At 45.6% G+C, this 16,319-nt stretch carries 15 protein-coding genes; 8 read left to right on the forward strand and 7 right to left on the reverse strand.

The annotated features are described in order from the left end of the window. Positions 1-118: 118 nt before the first annotated feature. Both NIAKO_RS37030 and NIAKO_RS21325 read right to left on the reverse strand, forming a co-directional pair. On the reverse strand, positions 119-1,591 hold the full coding sequence (locus NIAKO_RS37030) for a DUF6600 domain-containing protein (RefSeq protein ID WP_014220521.1): 1,473 nt from the start codon (positions 1,589-1,591) through the stop codon (positions 119-121). Positions 1,592-1,830: 239 nt separating this feature from the next. After that, the gene (locus tag NIAKO_RS21325) at positions 1,831-2,745 is read right to left on the reverse strand and encodes a polysaccharide deacetylase family protein (protein ID WP_041349096.1); all 915 of its coding nucleotides are present in this window, start codon (positions 2,743-2,745) and stop codon (positions 1,831-1,833) included. Positions 2,746-3,026: 281 nt separating this feature from the next. On the opposite strand from NIAKO_RS21325, the gene NIAKO_RS37035 reads away from it, so the two are divergent. Genes NIAKO_RS37035 through NIAKO_RS21340 form a run of 3 tightly spaced genes read left to right on the forward strand, consistent with a single transcriptional unit; the run spans position 3,027 to position 6,013 of the window. After that, a complete protein-coding gene (locus tag NIAKO_RS37035; protein WP_014220523.1) occupies positions 3,027-3,674 on the forward strand; it encodes a J domain-containing protein in 648 nt (215 codons plus the stop codon). A gap of 36 nt (positions 3,675-3,710) precedes the next feature. Then, on the forward strand, positions 3,711-5,456 hold the full coding sequence (locus NIAKO_RS21335; RefSeq protein WP_014220524.1) for an amidohydrolase family protein: 1,746 nt from the start codon (positions 3,711-3,713) through the stop codon (positions 5,454-5,456). 2 nt (positions 5,457-5,458) lie between these two features. Further along, a complete protein-coding gene (locus NIAKO_RS21340) occupies positions 5,459-6,013 on the forward strand; it encodes a thioredoxin family protein (protein WP_014220525.1) in 555 nt (184 codons plus the stop codon). A gap of 56 nt (positions 6,014-6,069) precedes the next feature. Here the strand turns inward: NIAKO_RS21340 and NIAKO_RS37040 are convergent, their stop codons facing one another. Then, on the reverse strand, positions 6,070-6,660 hold the full coding sequence (locus tag NIAKO_RS37040; protein ID WP_014220526.1) for a methyltransferase family protein: 591 nt from the start codon (positions 6,658-6,660) through the stop codon (positions 6,070-6,072). A gap of 154 nt (positions 6,661-6,814) precedes the next feature. Here NIAKO_RS37040 and NIAKO_RS21350 point away from each other — a divergent pair, with 154 nt between their 5' ends. Together NIAKO_RS21350 and NIAKO_RS21355 are read left to right on the forward strand one after the other, a co-directional pair. Continuing rightward, entirely contained in the window at positions 6,815-8,695 is a 1,881-nt protein-coding gene (locus NIAKO_RS21350) for an ABC-F family ATP-binding cassette domain-containing protein (protein WP_014220527.1), read from the forward strand. 202 nt (positions 8,696-8,897) lie between these two features. Further along, positions 8,898-10,433: a M28 family peptidase gene (locus tag NIAKO_RS21355; RefSeq protein WP_014220528.1), complete on the forward strand. Its 1,536-nt coding sequence runs from the start codon at positions 8,898-8,900 to the stop codon at positions 10,431-10,433. A gap of 66 nt (positions 10,434-10,499) precedes the next feature. Here the strand turns inward: NIAKO_RS21355 and NIAKO_RS21360 are convergent, their stop codons facing one another. The 4 genes from NIAKO_RS21360 to NIAKO_RS21375 all read right to left on the reverse strand — a co-directional run bounded on the left by NIAKO_RS21360 (position 10,500) and on the right by NIAKO_RS21375 (position 14,219). Further along, positions 10,500-11,447, reverse strand: a complete 948-nt coding sequence (locus NIAKO_RS21360) for a class I SAM-dependent methyltransferase (RefSeq protein ID WP_014220529.1) — start codon at positions 11,445-11,447, stop codon at positions 10,500-10,502. 251 nt (positions 11,448-11,698) lie between these two features. Beyond that, positions 11,699-12,904, reverse strand: coding sequence for an MDR family MFS transporter (locus tag NIAKO_RS21365; protein WP_014220530.1), 1,206 nt, complete (start codon positions 12,902-12,904; stop codon positions 11,699-11,701). A gap of 77 nt (positions 12,905-12,981) precedes the next feature. Continuing rightward, the gene (locus NIAKO_RS21370; RefSeq protein WP_014220531.1) at positions 12,982-13,713 is read right to left on the reverse strand and encodes a DUF4197 domain-containing protein; all 732 of its coding nucleotides are present in this window, start codon (positions 13,711-13,713) and stop codon (positions 12,982-12,984) included. Positions 13,714-13,781: 68 nt separating this feature from the next. Continuing rightward, positions 13,782-14,219, reverse strand: coding sequence for an acyl-CoA thioesterase (locus NIAKO_RS21375; protein ID WP_014220532.1), 438 nt, complete (start codon positions 14,217-14,219; stop codon positions 13,782-13,784). A 79-nt stretch (positions 14,220-14,298) separates the two neighbouring features. On the opposite strand from NIAKO_RS21375, the gene NIAKO_RS21380 reads away from it, so the two are divergent. The 3 genes from NIAKO_RS21380 (at position 14,299) to bamJ (ending at position 16,262) form a co-directional block, all read left to right on the forward strand. Next, positions 14,299-14,625, forward strand: coding sequence for a hypothetical protein (locus NIAKO_RS21380; RefSeq protein WP_041347125.1), 327 nt, complete (start codon positions 14,299-14,301; stop codon positions 14,623-14,625). A 252-nt stretch (positions 14,626-14,877) separates the two neighbouring features. Beyond that, positions 14,878-15,474, forward strand: coding sequence for a thioredoxin family protein (locus tag NIAKO_RS21385; protein ID WP_014220533.1), 597 nt, complete (start codon positions 14,878-14,880; stop codon positions 15,472-15,474). A 59-nt stretch (positions 15,475-15,533) separates the two neighbouring features. Then, positions 15,534-16,262, forward strand: coding sequence for a BamJ family beta-barrel-assembly machinery protein (gene bamJ, locus NIAKO_RS21390; protein ID WP_014220534.1), 729 nt, complete (start codon positions 15,534-15,536; stop codon positions 16,260-16,262). The last annotated feature ends 57 nt before the right edge of the window (positions 16,263-16,319 follow it).

Consider the following 16,319-nt stretch of genomic DNA (forward strand, 5'->3'; position numbering starts at 1 on the left):
CTGGCCTTTATGACAAATAACCAGTTACTTACGTTGCACACCTTTATGCCTATTAGCTGATTATAAAGCAAAAAGGGCCCGAAGGCCCTTTTTAATTGAGAAAGATGATTTTTTATTATTAACCGTGACGCCAGCCGCCATGTCCCTGGCCCCTGTCCCCAGATCCGCCACCAAACCGGCCGCCTCCACCCTGGTTTTCGTCACGATTTTGCTGAGGCTGAGCTTGTTGTTGTGGCTGTTGTTGTTGTTGCCCGCCAAAACCGCGGAAACCGCCAAAATGGCCTCCTCCCTGCTGATTCCCCTGCTCCGGATTCCGCCGCTCAAATTGAGGTTGTTGCTGCTGAGGTTGCGGTTGTTGTTGCTGCTGTCCGCGAAATCCACGGAAGCCGCCATTATTCTGCTGGTTATCAAATTGAGGCCGTGGCCGCTGTTCAAACTGCCGGCGATTATTCTCCTCATCTGCATTTCTTTGCCGCATCATTTGCTCATGCTGTTGCCGTTGTTCAAACTGGCGGCGGTTATTTTCTGCATCTGCATTTCTCTGACGCATCATTTGATCCTGCTGCTGCCGTTGTTCAAACTGACGGCGGTTATTCTCCGCATCTGCATTTCTTTGCCGCATCATCTGATCCTGCTGCTGCCGTTGTTCAAACTGGCGACGGTTATTTTCTGCATCTGCATTTCTCTGACGCATCATTGGGTCCTGCTGTTGACGTCTTTCTTCAAAACCACCCATGTTTCCACGGCGATCGTTATTTCCACCAAAACGGTTCCCACGGTTATCAGCTACATCGTTCCGTTGATCCCTGTTGAACCGTTGAAACTGGTTTGGTGCATACCGGTTGTTATTGCGATTCACCTGTGGGCGAAAAACAGACACCTCGTTATCGCGGAAACCGGCTCTTCCAGGTCTGCCAACATCCCTGACGCCTACAGAACGGATCGATTGTCCGGTATACCGTTCTACCTCGCGGCGACCAGGGCCGGTTACATACACATTCCGCTCCCGGCGATAATTATTAATAATAGTTGTGTTATTTATGAAGGTTGTATTGCGATTTACCCCATAACAATAGTTATACACCCGTGGTGAGGCAATGTACTGCCGGTCAACAAAACACCAGTAATTGCTGGGTGGCGAATAACTACCAAAGGAAAGGTTTACGCCTATGCTGAACTGTGGTCCCAATGGAGCCCAGCCGTAATAATCCCCGCCGCTGCGCCAGCAAACCCAGGCTGGCGACCAGTCATACCCCGGCTCCCAAAGCCAGCCATAATAATCATCGTAAAACCAACGGCCGTAGTGAAAAGGCGCCCAGCCCCAGGAATAGTCCGACACCCACATCCATTCATATTCGTCGGTCCAAACCCAGTGCCCGTTAGTGCTGTAAGGTCTGAAATCGGGGCCTAATTCAGGCTGCCATACGTATCCGTATTCAGGGTAGTCGATCCAGTTTCCATATGGCGACAGCTCATCGTAGAACGTCTGGTACGTAACCTGTTCATCTACCTGGGCAACCGCTTTATTTTGAAGGCTGCCAAACAGTAATAATAAAAGTATTACCGGTGTATTGATTGCAATTCGTTTCATTTAGGTGAGTTTTAGATTGGGAAGAAGAGCGGAGCCCGCTTAACCTTCTTCCTGTTCAATTAGAACGAATACAATGCCAGCCGTTTAGGCACTTACACCTTTTAATAATACTTTATGTGAAGGAAGCGATAAAACCAGATTTTAACTAAACAGGTATGCAACTATTTGAAGAAGGGGCAAAAAAAAGTAGTCCCGACAGGTCGGGACTACTCAATATCTTACTATATGTTGACCGGCGATTAATTATAATGAAAACCTTCGTGCATTGATTTATACAATGATGCAGGTTTCATAGCAGGAACAATGATCCGGCGGATGGTGTATAAAGGATCCTGCTCGTCGCGTTTTGAGTATAACTGGAAGGCGGCGATCATGCCTCTTTTCTTGAGCTCAGGGATAGCCTCATGATTCCACAAACCAAAAGGATAAGCAAAGTACTGGATCTTTTTACCAGTGATGGATTCCAGCAATTTGGTTGGCTTTTCAATTTGGATTTCCCAATCCTTACCCTGGTATTTCTTTACGTTATGATGGTCCCAGGTATGTGAACCTATTACATGGCCATTATCAGAAAGATCTTTGATCTGCTCTTTGCTCATATAATGCGGACGGCCAATTGAAACAGTCATTACAAAGAACACGCCTTTGTAACCGTATTTATCCAGCAACGGTTTGGCTACGGTGTATTGGTCCAGATCAGTGTCGTCGAAAGTAAGCATCACCGGTTTTGATGGCAATGGCTTTCCTTCATTCAGGTAAGCATATAACTGATCGGGAAGAATGGTGTGATAACCACTGTCGCTGAGCATTTTTATCTGGTCGGCCAGGGAAGCAGGAGGTATAATGTAATCTTTGGCTGATTTGGAATCAGTAGGCTTCCAGTCGCGGATCTGATGATAACATAAAATAGGAACTTCCGGACGGCCCAAAATGGTTTTGGGGTCAGCTACTTTCATTCCATCTACCGATGGCGTGGGTTCAGTATTTGCTGATTTGTCCTTACCCGTTGTTGGAGGTTCTGATTTAGAAGCGCCGGCTTCATTGGCTACTTTTGCTGAAGGATTCTCGTGACAATTAGCTGCCATAAAGCAGAACAAAGCAATTGTCAGAATAGCGATCAATTCAGGTTTCGAGCGAAATGTGTGTGTCTTCATAGAATGGAGCAAACTTACGTAAAATAGGCATTCCCCAAACGGATAAAACCCCTTATTTGTTGTAGAATGTACGATATACACACCACTTTTTTTGCACATATTGGGTAGAGCTTTTAATCTTTGCGGTTTTTACTATCTATACGTACAAGTTACCCTATATTGAACCGCTAAAAATACCATTAACCGAAAAATAACCAGTTTTAAGTTTTCGGTTTAAACTTTGAACTGAGAACTTTGAACCGAGAACAGAGAGCCGTGAACCATGAACTGAGAACTGAAATATGAACCAGGTAAAAGATTATTACAAAATACTGGAGTTACCCACCACCGCCTCTTTGCAGGACATCAGGCGATCGTTTCGCCGGCTGGCCCAACAATACCATCCCGACAAAAACAATGGCAGTCACCTGGCCGCCGCCCAGTTCCGCGAAGTACAGGAAGCCTATCAAACCCTAAGCGATCCTAAAAAGCGGGAAGCCTATCATTACCAACGCTGGTATGTACGCAGTACAGGAAAGTCATTTACCCGTGCTCCCCTCACCCCCGCCCATATTTTACAGGAATGCCGCCACCTGCAACAATATGTAGCATCAATGAATACCTTCCATCTCCGGTACGATGCAGTAAGCCTGCATATTCGCGAGCTGTTAACAGAAAATGCCATCGGCATGTTACAGGAACAAAAAGATGTAACTGTTAACCGGGCCATCATACAAAGCCTGCTGACTTCTATAGAACCCTTACCCAGGAAATTCTTTATGCCCATTGCAGACCTGTTATTTCAACTGGCCGGTGACGATGCCACAGCCCTTGCAACCATTGAGCAGGCCATCAGCAGTAAAAAACAATACCACATATGGGAGAAATATAAATGGGTGTTGATGCTGGTTATTACCGCACTTATTTGCTGGTTCATTTACCATTTATAGCTCCTTCTGTTTTATCTTTAGTAAAACATCACTGGCATGAGAAAATACCTGTTGCTATACATGTTGCTTTATAGCTCCTTCCTCTGTGCCCAAAACAACACCCCCGGTAAACCCTATCAACAACCGGCCACACCGGTTTGCATTACCCACGTTAACGTAGTAAATGTAATTACCCAAAAGACAGATGCCGATCAAACGGTGGTCATTGAAAATAACCGCATCTCGGCAGTTGGTTCAACAAAAAAAGTAAAGACGCCAGCCAATGCCCAGGTTATTGATGGAACCGGTAAATACCTGATGCCCGGTATGACGGATGCACATATTCACTTTTTTCAAAGCGGTGGTTTGTATACCCGGCCCGATGCTGTGAATCTGAACAGTGTATACCCGTATGAAAAAGACCAGCAATGGGTGAAAGACAACCGGGCCGATCTGATGGCGCGTTACCTGGCCTGTGGCATTACTACGGTTATTGATGTGGGTGGCCCCTTCAGCAATTATGCCATCCGTAGTCAGCTGGACACAACTATACTGGCCCCCAATGCATTTGTAACCGGTCCGCTGATATCAACATACCTGCCACCCAACCTGGATAAAAACGACCCGCCTATTATAAAGGTAAACAGCGAACAGGAAGCCCGTGACCTGGTGAAAAAACAACTGCCTTACAAACCTGACTTTATAAAGATCTGGTACATCGTTTTACGCGATCAAAAACCGGAGACTACCTATCCTATTGTAAAAGCGGCTATAGAAGAAAGTCATGCCAACGGGTTAAAAGTTGCCGTGCATGCCACCCAGTATCAAACCGCTAAACTGGCGGTTGAGGCCGGCGCCGACATTTTGGTGCACAGCGTTGATGATAAGCCCCTCGACAATGAGATGCTGCAATTGATGAAAAGCAGGAACATTGTCTACATCCCCACCCTGGTGGTTGCCGAAGGCTATCACCGCACCTTTACCCAGCAATTTGATTTTACCGCGCACGACCTCACCTGGTCCAATCCATTTATGCTGGGCAGCCTGCTCGATCTGCAACATCTGGGAACAAAAGCGCCCTTTGATTATCATACTATGCGCAACCGGTTTCATATTCCGGCCAAAGAAGATACTATAATGGCCACTAACCTGAAACTGGCGCAGCAAGCCGGCGTATTAATAGTTTCGGGAACCGATGCAGGTAATATTGGTACGCAACACGCGGCCTCGTATGGAGACGAACTGCTGGCCATGCAAAAAGCCGGGCTCAGTAACTGGGAGATCATTCGTTCTGCGACTATCAATGCAGCAAAAGGATTTGGAAAGGAAAAAGACCTGGGCAGTATTGAAAAAGGAAAACTGGCCGATCTGTTGTTGCTGGATAGCGATCCCACCAGCAGCCTGCCCACGCCAGCCAGCATTCGCAGCATTTTTCATCATGGCGCAATCATTCAACCGGAAAACTTAATACAGCCTTCACCCGAAATGCTGGTACAGCAACAGGTTAATGGTTATAACATTCATAATATTGACGCTTTCCTGGCGCCCTATAGCGACAATGTGGTCATTTACGATGCAGATGGCAAGGTATTGATGAAGGGAAAACAGGAGATCCGCGGGGAATACACCAAATATTTCAATAAAACGCCCGATCTGCATTGCCAGATCGTAAACCGGATGGTAATGGGCAACACCGTTGTTGACCAGGAAAAACTAACCAGCGCCAACCGTAAACCTTCTGAAGGCATAGCTGTTTATAAAATAGATAACGGTAAAATTGTAACTGTACACTTTATAGAATAATTATGGCACGCACTCCATCTGTTATGACACCACTGGGTGAAAAAGCATCCGGGTTTACCTTACCTGATACGGTCAGTGGAAAAGAGATCTCACTGGAAGCAGCAAAAGGCGTTACCGCTACGGTGTTGATGTTCATTTGCAACCATTGTCCGTTTGTAAAACACGTAAATCCTGCATTGGTAAAGCTGGGGAATGATTATAAAGATAAAGGCATCAGTTTTATCGCCATCAGCTCCAACGATGTGGCCAGTTATCCCGAAGACGGGCCCGAACAAATGAAACAGGTAGCCGAACAACAACAGTATCCCTTTCCTTATTTATACGACGAAACGCAAGCTGTGGCCAAAGCTTATGAAGCAGCCTGTACGCCCGATTTCTTTATTTACAATAAAGACCTGTTGCTGGCATACCGCGGTCAGCTCGATGATTCCCGCCCGGGTAACGACAAACCGGTTTCGGGCGCAGATATCCGTAATGCGCTTGACCATTTGATAGCGGGAAAACAGGTGCCGGCCGATCAAAAACCAAGTATAGGCTGTAATATCAAATGGAAATGAGCAATGAAAGGCAAGTTGAAAAGTTGACAAGTTAACAGGTTGACAAGGAAAATACATTAAAGGCGAGGTAATAACATGGGTACATGCTTTTGGTATGCTTTATACTTCTCACCAAACTGGGCGCTCAGCTTTTTTTCTTCCAGTATGGCGCCCCATACCGTATACAGCGTTATTATCAGGCAGGCCAGTAAATTCTTTACAAAAGGGTAAATAAAAAACAGCGACCAGATGAGCAGCAACGTACCAAAATATAATGGATGCCGTACATAGCGGTTCATTCCGTCCAATTCCAACTCACCAACCGGCGGCTGTTCTTTATAAAAAACGCTGATGCCGCTGAGTGCAAAAAAGTATTTTTTAATCATTATACCCATAATAACCAATGCCGTTCCCAACGGTAAACATAACAATAACTTTACCCAGGCCGGCGCCACGTATAATAGGTTGCTTTGCAGGTAAACCTGGTACAACAGGATAGCCATAAGCGTAACCGCCGCAAATACCGAGTAGGAAAAAGCATAATATTTATACCGAAGCCCCAGGCGCCGTTCCATAAACCGCTTCCACCAGTTGGCGGCCAGCACGCTGTGAAAAATGCCAAAAAGCACCCAGAGCACCACGAGTATAATATGATTAATTAGAAACATAGGTTTGTTAAGTTACGGAAACAGCCTCAAGCTGCAATCCCGAACTAACAAACTTAATAACCCACGAACCTAAGAACTTAAACTTAGAATCGAGAACAAAGAACTTGGAACTCCGAACTTGGAACTTGAAACTTGGAACCAGTATCTTTGCGCCATGCATTATGTATCTGTAGAAGCACTGGGCAAGTCGTTTGGTGTAAAACCGTTGTTTGAGAATATTTCATTTCATGTGGAAGAGGGCGATAAAATTGCCCTGGTAGCCCGGAATGGCAGTGGAAAAAGTACCCTGTTGCGGATCCTCGCCGGCAAAGAAACAGCCGACAGCGGCACCGCCTGGATCAACAAAGAAGTGACCGTTGCCCTGTTTGAGCAGGACCCCGTTTTTGACGAAAAAGGGACGATCCTGGATAATATTTTCTATCATAATCACCCGGTTATCAATGCCATAAGGGAATTTGAAGCCATTAGCGAAGAGGGCGATCCCGATAAACTAACCGACGCCATTGTAAAAATGGATGACCTGGGCGCCTGGGATTTTGATGCCAAAGTAAAACAGATCCTGGCCAGGCTGAACATCCATCACCTGAATCAGGCCGTTAATACCCTTTCGGGTGGGCAACGCAAACGCGTGGCGCTGGCAAAAACCCTCATAGATATTGGTTTTGACCATAAACACGTGTTGCTGATCATGGACGAGCCCACCAACCACCTGGATGTTGAAATGGTGGAATGGCTGGAAAATTACCTCGACCAACAAAACGTAACCCTGTTGCTGGTTACCCACGACCGCTATTTTCTGGATGCCGTAAGTGATGAAATCTGGGAGATAGACGGCAGTGAACTATTTGTTTATAAAGGAGATTATCAAAATTACATCGAAAAAAAAGCGGCCCGCCAGGAAAGCGATGCCGCCACCATAGATAAAGCCCGCAATACATACCGTAAGGAACTGGAATGGATGCGCAAGCAACCCAAGGCCCGTACCACTAAAAGCAAAAGCCGCCAGGACAATTTCTATAAAGTAGAAGCTGTAGCCAAACAACGAATAGAAGACGCTCAATTGGAGCTCTCCATGAAAATGAGCCGGCTGGGTGGTAAAGTGATCGAACTGAAAAAAGTATACAAGAGCTTTGGTGAAAAACCGATCATGAAAGGGTTTGATTACACCTTTAAAAAAGGGGAACGCATCGGTGTTGTAGGTAAAAATGGGGTGGGCAAATCTACTTTTCTGAATATGCTGCAGGGTCTTGAACCGGCCGACAGCGGTAAGATCAATATTGGTGAAACCGTGATCTTTGGTAACTACTCCCAACAGGGTCTGGTGATAAAAGAAGACATGCGGGTAATTGAATTTGTAAAAAACATTGCAGAAAGCTTTCCGCTCGCGAGCGGTGGCGCCTTAAGCGCGGCCCAGTTCCTGCAATTGTTCCTGTTTCCGCCAGAGCAACAGTATACGTATATTTCTAAACTCAGCGGTGGAGAAAAAAGACGCTTGCATTTATTGTCGATCCTGTTTCGGAATCCCAACTTTTTAATCCTCGATGAGCCTACCAACGACCTCGATCTGCCAACGCTGGGGGTGCTGGAAAATTTCCTGAGCGAATACCCCGGGTGTTTACTCATTGTTTCGCACGACCGTTATTTTATGGACCGCCTGGTTGATCACCTGTTTGTTTTTGAAGGCGAAGGGGTCATCCGCGATTTTCCGGGTAACTATTCGCAATACCGGTTATGGTTAAAGGATAAAGAAGAGGGAGAAAAAGAAACCCAACCCGTTAAACAGGAAGTTAAAGCGGCGCCGGTGAAGGAAGCAGAGAAAAAGAAGATGTCGTATAATGAAAAAAGAGAATTCGAACAACTGCAGAAAGATATCGCCAAACTCGAAAAAGAAAAAGAAACCATCACCGAACAAATGAACGACGGCTCCCTGCCCTTCGATCGGTTGCAACAACTATCGGTGCGGATTAGTGAGATAACGGGTTTATTAGATGAGAAAGAGTTGCGTTGGTTGGAATTGAGTGAATTTAATGCATAGTTGATCAGTTGACGGGTTGACAGGTTAACAAGTTGACAAGGGTTTAAAGTGATAGACTGAGGTCGAACGAGGGCGGTTGATAATGTTGACAGAGTTGCCCACTGCCTTTCCACCATTAAAAATTCACGTTCACCATTCAACCAAGTATTCTTTCTAATCAAATCCCTCTCAATTACTTTTGAAGAAACACAAAAAGCACATTATGAGAAGAACGCTCCTGGTTATGGCTTTGGCGGCCTCAACAGCCGCCTCGGCGCAAAAGATCGCCGACCCCAGGCCATTTGCCACTACAATAACCCCCGACGACTTAAAAAAGCACTTGTACATCATAGCCGGCCCCGGGATGGAAGGTCGCGAAACGGCCACTGAGGGACAACGCAAAGCAGCTGCCTATATTGAAAGCCAGTTTAAGGCACTGAATTTACAACCCGGCAATAAAGGCAATTTTCAACTGGGTTATCCCATTTACCAGGATTCAATAGCCAAAGCAGCTATAGATGTGAACGGAAAGCCGTTTGCGATGTTCAACGACTTTACGATCAGCCAGGGAATGGGGCATACAAGTACTTTATTCTGCAACCAGGTTGTTTTTGCAGGCGCCGGTATCAGTGATAGTACCCGCAACGATTTTAAAGATGTAGCAGGCAAAATTGCACTGGTATTTCAGGCCCCATCTTCACCGGCACAAACCGGTGGTGGCTCCAGCACCCGTAACCGCAGAACTTTTGGTCCTTACGCGATAATGGAAGCCGCACAGAAAAATGGCGCAGCCGCCATCCTGATAGTGCAAAATGGGTTTCCCCGTCGTAGCGGGATGGGGTCGGGCAAAAGCTCACCTTACCTCGATGGATTTCAGAAAACAGTTTTCCCAAACACTTTTTTCATCTCTGAAGAGATTGCCAAAGCCATTATGGGCGCTGATTTTGACGCAGCTGCTGAATCCGTAAAAACCGGTAATGCGCAACCTAAAACATATACAGCTGAGGTTAAGCTCGAATTCAGAAAAGACAGAATTGAATTATCCAGCAGCAACGTAGTTGGGTTTATGGAAGGCACCGATAAAAAGGACGAGTTTTTGTTTATCACCGCACATTATGACCACCTTGGCAAACGCGGCGATTCGGTTATTTACTACGGCGCAGATGACGATGGTTCAGGCACCGTAAGTGTGCTGGAACTGGCCGAAGCATTTGCAAAAGCAAAAGCATCGGGCAAAGGTCCCCGCCGCTCCATCGTATTTATGACCGTTTCGGGGGAAGAAAAGGGGTTGTGGGGCTCCGAGTTCTACAGCGATCATCCGATATACCCATTAGACAAAACAACCGCCGACCTGAACATCGATATGATCGGCCGTATCGATCCCAAACGCAAGGAAGGCGACAGCACCAACTATGTATATGTGGTAGGCGATGACAAACTCAGTTCTGACCTGCGCCCCATCAGCGAGGCCGTGAATAAAAAATACACCAGGCTGGAACTGGATTATAAATACAATGCACCCAAAGATCCTGAACGCATTTACTATCGCAGCGACCATTATAATTTCGCCCGTAAAGGCGTGCCCATTATTTTCTACTTCAATGGAACGCACAACGATTACCATAAGCCAACTGATACACCCGATAAGATCAATTACAACCTGATGGCTAAAAGAGCCCAGCTGGTATTTTATACCGCCTGGGAAATGGCCAACCGCAACGATATGTTGAAAAGAGATATTCCGCTTTCTGAGCATTAAATCAATAGACAATTGGCAATGGGCAATAGGCAATCGGAGTTTGCTTATTGCCCATTTCTTCTTTAACTACTTCCAGATCTTATAACAGTATCTGAATAGTTTACCTTCAAAATCAAATGGCGTGGTGGCGCGGGTGATATCTTTTATTTCAGTGGCATTTATCTGTTCCCTGTCCAGCTCAAACTTCCGGTAATTGGTACTGAAGTAAATAATGCCGCCAGGCGCTACGGCACGGATGGTTTTATTCAACAATTCAGCATGATCTCGCTGAATGTCCAGGAAGTCTTTCATACGTTTGCTGTTGCTGAAAGTGGGTGGGTCCATTACTACCAGGTCAAAGGAAGCAGGCGCCAGTGAATCGAGGTATTGCTTTACATCGGCATGAACAAACTCATGCTTCTTTTCATTGTACAGCTCATTCAGCCGCATATTCTCTTCCGCCCATTGCAAATAGGTTTTTGACAAATCAACCGAGGTTACCTGCGAGGCGCCCCCCGCAGCTGCATATACAGAGAAGGAACCGGTATAACAAAACAGGTTCAATACTCTTTTTTCATTCGCCTCATTGCGTATCATGCCCCGGGTAATGCGGTGATCGAGAAACAAGCCGGTATCGAGATAATCGCTCAGGTTCACTTTAAATTTCAGTTCCGCTTCTTCTACAACAAAGTTGGCGCCTTCCTCACTCACCCGCTGGTACTGGCCCAGGCGGCCTGGTTTGCGTTGCCGTTCCTTGATGTACACATTGTCAACCGGCATTTGCAGTACTTCGCAGATCAGCTCTATACAGGCTTCCAGCCAGGCTTCATGTTCTGCCTCCGCCATTTCAAATTTCCGCTTGTATTCTGCCAGGTATAAATTATCGCCATACCGTTCAATACATAAAGCAAATTCGGGCAGGTCGTGATCGTAGATGCGATAACAGGCAATACCCTGGCGTTTTGCCTGCTTATTTAAATGCCGGTACACTTTGGTGAGCCGGTTGCGGAACATTTCGAATTTCTCTGGAGACATGGCGCAAAAGTAAGGAAAACAGCTGCAAGCTTCAAGCCGCAAGCCGCAAGCAAATACAGGCCGAAAGCCGAAAGCCAAAAGCTGAAAGCACTACACCGCTGCACTGAAAACAACCGCAAGCTTCAAACTTTAAGCCATAAGCAATACACTGCTGCGCGTCAATCATCTTCACGGCAAACCGCGAAACGGGTAACCGGAAACCGGTGACCGGTAACCTGCAACTTGAAACCTGGAACCTGGAACTAATAACTTTAAACGCCCATATATTTTTTCAACCAAAGAAACCCAATAGCAGTAACAAAGCTTGTTCCCCCCAATACCCACCACAACACATTAAACCCGGCATGTTCGGCAATTTGCGCGCCCAGGAACGGGCCGGTAGTTTGTGCAATTGACCAGGCAATGGTATATAACCCTGCGTATTGGCCCCGGTTATGATCGGCGCTGCGGGCAGTCCAGAAGGTATTCATGAATGGCAGCACCAGGATCTCCCCCATTGTCATAACCACCATCATCAGCATGGCCAGCAGGTGATTGATGTGAAAGATGTTCAGCATAAAGTAGGCAGTACCCACCAACAGGGTGCCTCTTACTATATAAAAAAGGTTGGAGCGACGGCCTTCCAGTTTAAAAATGAGCACCATTTCAATGATCGTGATCATAATGCCATTGAGGGCCCCTATTAACCCAATAAAGCGTTCATTAAAATGCAGTTCAATTTTATAATAGGCGCTCAGGTTAGTGAACAACTGAAAAAAGCAACTGGCAAATAAGATCGTAAGCAGAATGAACCAGAGATAGATCTTATCGCGGTAAGCCGAATGCGAAGGATCGGTAACAACCTGCTTTTTAACCGGCCTTACCTGTTTGGAGGGATGCAAAAAATACCACAACAATAAAACAGCCGTGAGGTTGGTAGCGCCATCAACCCAGAACAACAATTCATAATTGATAGCGGCCAGTAAACCGCCAACAGCACTGCCAACTGCCCAGCCCAGGTTAATGGCCAACCGGTTGAGCGCATACGAACGGGTACGCGTTTCCTCTTTACTATAAGCAACAATAGCGGTAGAATTAGCAGGCCTGAACGCGTCATTCACCAGGCTTAATAAGAAGGTGCACAAACAGATGAGCGGATAGGACCTCATTTGGCCAAGTATCATGAACATAATGCCGCCACCACCCAAGGTAATCAGTTGCACCTTATGAAAGCCGATGCGGTCGGTTAGTTTGCCGCCTAAAAAACCACCAGTTACCGCACCCAGGCCAAACAGAGCCATAACAAACCCTGCCTGTCCAATGCTGTACCCCATTTTCGGACTGGTAAGATAAATGGTCATGAAGGGAAGTACCATGGTGCCGCTGCGGTTCACTAACATTACAAACGACAGCCACCAGGTAGATGGAGACAAGCCACTATAGGCATTCCTGTATAGAGAAAGCGTTTTGCTTATCATGTGACTGTTGTATTATAAAAAAATCCCCCGGGTTAAGCGGGGGATGCAATTTATAATAAATCTCCAAGCAGACGAACTTAACTGCCAAACACTTTTTTCAGGATGTCTGTCACACGGGCGGCAGGATCTTTACGGATCTTCTTTTCTTCCTCAGCTACCTGGTAAAACATTCCACCCAGTGATTTTTCGGTAACATAACCAGCTAAATCGGGGTTGATCTTTGTAAAGGTAGTTGGGAGTTTATTGTAGGCATCAAATACTGTTTTCCAATATGAGGTAGCAGCTGTTTTTTGCAAAGCGGTGTCAATAACGGGGCGGAAAGCTGCAGTAAGCGCTGCGGTTGTTTTTCCACGCAGGTAACCGGTAGCAGCGGTATCGGCACCTTTTAAAATACCCAATGCATCGCTTATGCTCATGTTCTTAATGGCATTCACAAAAATTGGTGCGGCCGATTTGCTGGCGTCTTCAGCAGCCCGGTTCATTGATAATATAGCGTTATCAACCAGTTTGCCCATACCTGCAGTACGCAGCGCAGTTTCAACTTTCTTTGCTTCGGGGGGCATCAACACTTTAATAGCAGCATTGGCAAAAAAGCCATCCACTGCCGATAATTTACTGGAGCTGTTTGTTGCGCCAACGCTTAATGCGTCTTTTAAACCTGCCACAATTTCATCTGTAGATAAACCGGTGCCGGTAGAAGTGCTGCCGGTAGCCTTGCTAAGCACACTGCTTGCTTTCTTCAATAAACTGCTTTGCGCAAATGACGCCACACTGGAAAGAAGTAACAAGGGTAAAACGATTCTTTTCATAGAGATATTCATTAAATAATTCAGCTAAAATAACGTGTTAAATGATAAAAAGTTGTTAAGCAATAGTGTTATTTATCCCACATAAAATGTTCAGCCTTAGGCATATTCTCAAATACATGTTTTACCGTATCTGGCGGAATCGTGAGTTTGCGCTGCAGCACATCCATCCATGCGCCGTCTACAGTAAGAATGGCGGCCGTTTCATCGCCATTTTTCCTAATATTATGCTGAATGCTCCACCGCGAAAAATCGGGCCGGGTTTTCAGCAATTGTACATCGATAGTTATGACGTCACCCATTCTTATTTCCTTCTTAAAAACACATTCTTCCCTGAATAAAATGGGTCCAAAATGGTGTTTTACCATAAACGATGGGGTTAACCCATGTTCCCCCAGGAATAAAACCCGCACATAGGCACCAAAATCATAATATACAGAATGACGTAAATGAAAATTGGGGTCCAGGTCAGACCAGCGAACTTCCAGAGGTTTAATGTAGGTGCTCATAAAATTTATATAAAATGATTCCGGCAAAATTAGTCAGTTATCGATATTATTAGTATTTTTTCAAAACACACCTTGTTCTGTGCGATCATTAACCGCCATCATATGCTTAACCGCCTTTTTTGCCCTGCAGTATGGCAAGCTGGTTAGCTATTGGCATTGCCGCATCGCATCTATTTACACATCCACACCCTGCGATTGCGTACAGCAATTACTGGATACGCACAAAGACACCACACACCATTCAGCAGTCATTTTAAAGGAAAAAACCGAAGAAGTAGTAGTATTGTTTCATGAGCAGCACACCACCTGGCAACCCACTGAAACAGCTGCCTCCTACGAAAGAGCCTACATAACTTTTATTCCTGAAACGCACTCCCCTGCTATATTTCAGCCGCCTCGATTGTAAGTTCCAATTTATTGAGTTCCAGATTCCGGGTTCCAAGTTGCATGTTACCGGTCACCGGTTTCCGGTTACCCGTTTCGCGGTTTGCCGTGAAGATGGTTGCACGCAGCGGTGTGTTGCTTACAGCTTATAGCTTATGGCTTTCAGCCTGTATTTGCTTGCAGCTGGCAGCCTGAATCTTCGGCTCTCTATGCCTGTAAGGTGTAGAATATTTGTATTATTATCCCCATTCCCTCACTCCTCAATTAAATAATCATGAAATCAGTTCATATAACTGTTATAGCTATCTCTATTTTTGTATTGGCCGCCTGCACCCCTAAAATGGCTGGCAAACCCGCTCAAACAATTAACCTGGAAGCAACAGATAAAAAAGGTAACCTGATATTACTTGGTAAATGTACCCGTGAACGGCTGGTGCGCGCCCCATTCGATGTTTGGTACACTAAAAATTTTGAAGCCTATACGGTTGATAGTACTACCGCCAACCAAATAAAACCCCTATTGAAAAATAAACAGTTCCTGTTATTTATGGGAACCTGGTGTGGTGATAGCCGCCGTGAAGTACCCCGCCTGTACAAGATCCTCGATTATTGCCGGGTTAAACCGTCACAGGTACAATTGATAACCCTTAATAACAGCGATACCGCTTATAAACAGAGTCCCGGCCATGAAGAACGGGGGTTAAACATTCGCCGGGTTCCTACCCTGCTGATCTTTGAAAACCAGCGCGAGGTAGGCCGGGTGGTCGAATCGCCCGTAACCTCACTCGAAAAAGACATCCTGGCCATTGTAACCGGTCAGCCGTATGAACATCGCTATAAGGACCCAATTACCCCCAAACCCGCCATGTGACAATATTTCAACCGGTTTTTCGTTTCATTCACTTACTTTTGATGCCTAAAATTTAATTAATGAAAAAATATGTGCTGTTGGCTTTAGCCGTTTTACCAGCCACTGCGATGCTGGCCCAGTCTACTGCTAAGAAAAAGCCGGTTGCAGCTACTAAAAAAACCGCTACTCCTGTAAAATCTGTCCCCGTTTTGAAAAACGCTGCCGATTCATTTAGTTATGCTATTGGTTTAAGTATCGCCAGCTTTTACAAAGCCCAGGGCATAAGCAATATAAACGACAACCTGGTGGTGAAAGCCCTTGCTGATTCAAAGGTTGACAAAGCCCTGCTGAACGAACAACAGGTTAATAACTGTATTGTTGGTTATATGCAGAAAACACGCAGCGAAAACGCCTCTCCCAATAAAAAAGCAGGTCAGGCTTTCCTGGCTGAAAATAAAAAGAAACCAGGTATTGTTACTTTAGCCAGCGGTTTACAATACCAGGTTATAAAAGAAGGTAATGGTCCTAAACCATCTATCGACGACCAGGTAAAAGTTCATTACCATGGTACCCTCATCGATGGTACTGTTTTCGACAGTTCTGTTGAACGTGGCCAGCCTATTACCCTGGGTTTAAAAAATGTAATTCCCGGCTGGACAGAAGCGTTACAGTTGATGCCTGTTGGCAGCAAGTGGAAACTGTTCATTCCTTCTGACCTGGCTTACGGCGATAACCCTGCTGGTCCTACTATTAAAGAAGGTTCAACCCTCATCTTTGATGTAGAATTACTCGAAATAGTAAAGCAATAATACATGCATAAAAAAATCCCCCCGGCAGTATCGTCGGGGGGATTTTTTTATTTAGCA

The sequence above is a fragment of the Niastella koreensis GR20-10 genome, from assembly GCF_000246855.1.
Taxonomy (GTDB): Bacteria; Bacteroidota; Bacteroidia; order Chitinophagales; family Chitinophagaceae; genus Niastella; species Niastella koreensis.

Coding starts and splice junctions, on each gene's coding strand:
- NIAKO_RS37035 (WP_014220523.1), top strand. CDS start 3,027: ATGAACCAGGTAAAAGATTATTACAAAATACTGGAGTTACCCACCACC.
- NIAKO_RS21370 (WP_014220531.1), bottom strand. CDS start 13,713: ATGAAAAGAATCGTTTTACCCTTGTTACTTCTTTCCAGTGTGGCGTCA.
- NIAKO_RS21325 (WP_041349096.1), bottom strand. CDS start 2,745: ATGAAGACACACACATTTCGCTCGAAACCTGAATTGATCGCTATTCTG.
- NIAKO_RS21375 (WP_014220532.1), bottom strand. CDS start 14,219: ATGAGCACCTACATTAAACCTCTGGAAGTTCGCTGGTCTGACCTGGAC.
- NIAKO_RS37040 (WP_014220526.1), bottom strand. CDS start 6,660: ATGTTTCTAATTAATCATATTATACTCGTGGTGCTCTGGGTGCTTTTT.
- NIAKO_RS21360 (WP_014220529.1), bottom strand. CDS start 11,447: ATGTCTCCAGAGAAATTCGAAATGTTCCGCAACCGGCTCACCAAAGTG.
- NIAKO_RS37030 (WP_014220521.1), bottom strand. CDS start 1,591: ATGAAACGAATTGCAATCAATACACCGGTAATACTTTTATTATTACTG.
- NIAKO_RS21335 (WP_014220524.1), top strand. CDS start 3,711: ATGAGAAAATACCTGTTGCTATACATGTTGCTTTATAGCTCCTTCCTC.
- bamJ (WP_014220534.1), top strand. CDS start 15,534: ATGAAAAAATATGTGCTGTTGGCTTTAGCCGTTTTACCAGCCACTGCG.
- NIAKO_RS21385 (WP_014220533.1), top strand. CDS start 14,878: ATGAAATCAGTTCATATAACTGTTATAGCTATCTCTATTTTTGTATTG.
- NIAKO_RS21340 (WP_014220525.1), top strand. CDS start 5,459: ATGGCACGCACTCCATCTGTTATGACACCACTGGGTGAAAAAGCATCC.
- NIAKO_RS21350 (WP_014220527.1), top strand. CDS start 6,815: ATGCATTATGTATCTGTAGAAGCACTGGGCAAGTCGTTTGGTGTAAAA.
- NIAKO_RS21365 (WP_014220530.1), bottom strand. CDS start 12,904: ATGATAAGCAAAACGCTTTCTCTATACAGGAATGCCTATAGTGGCTTG.
- NIAKO_RS21355 (WP_014220528.1), top strand. CDS start 8,898: ATGAGAAGAACGCTCCTGGTTATGGCTTTGGCGGCCTCAACAGCCGCC.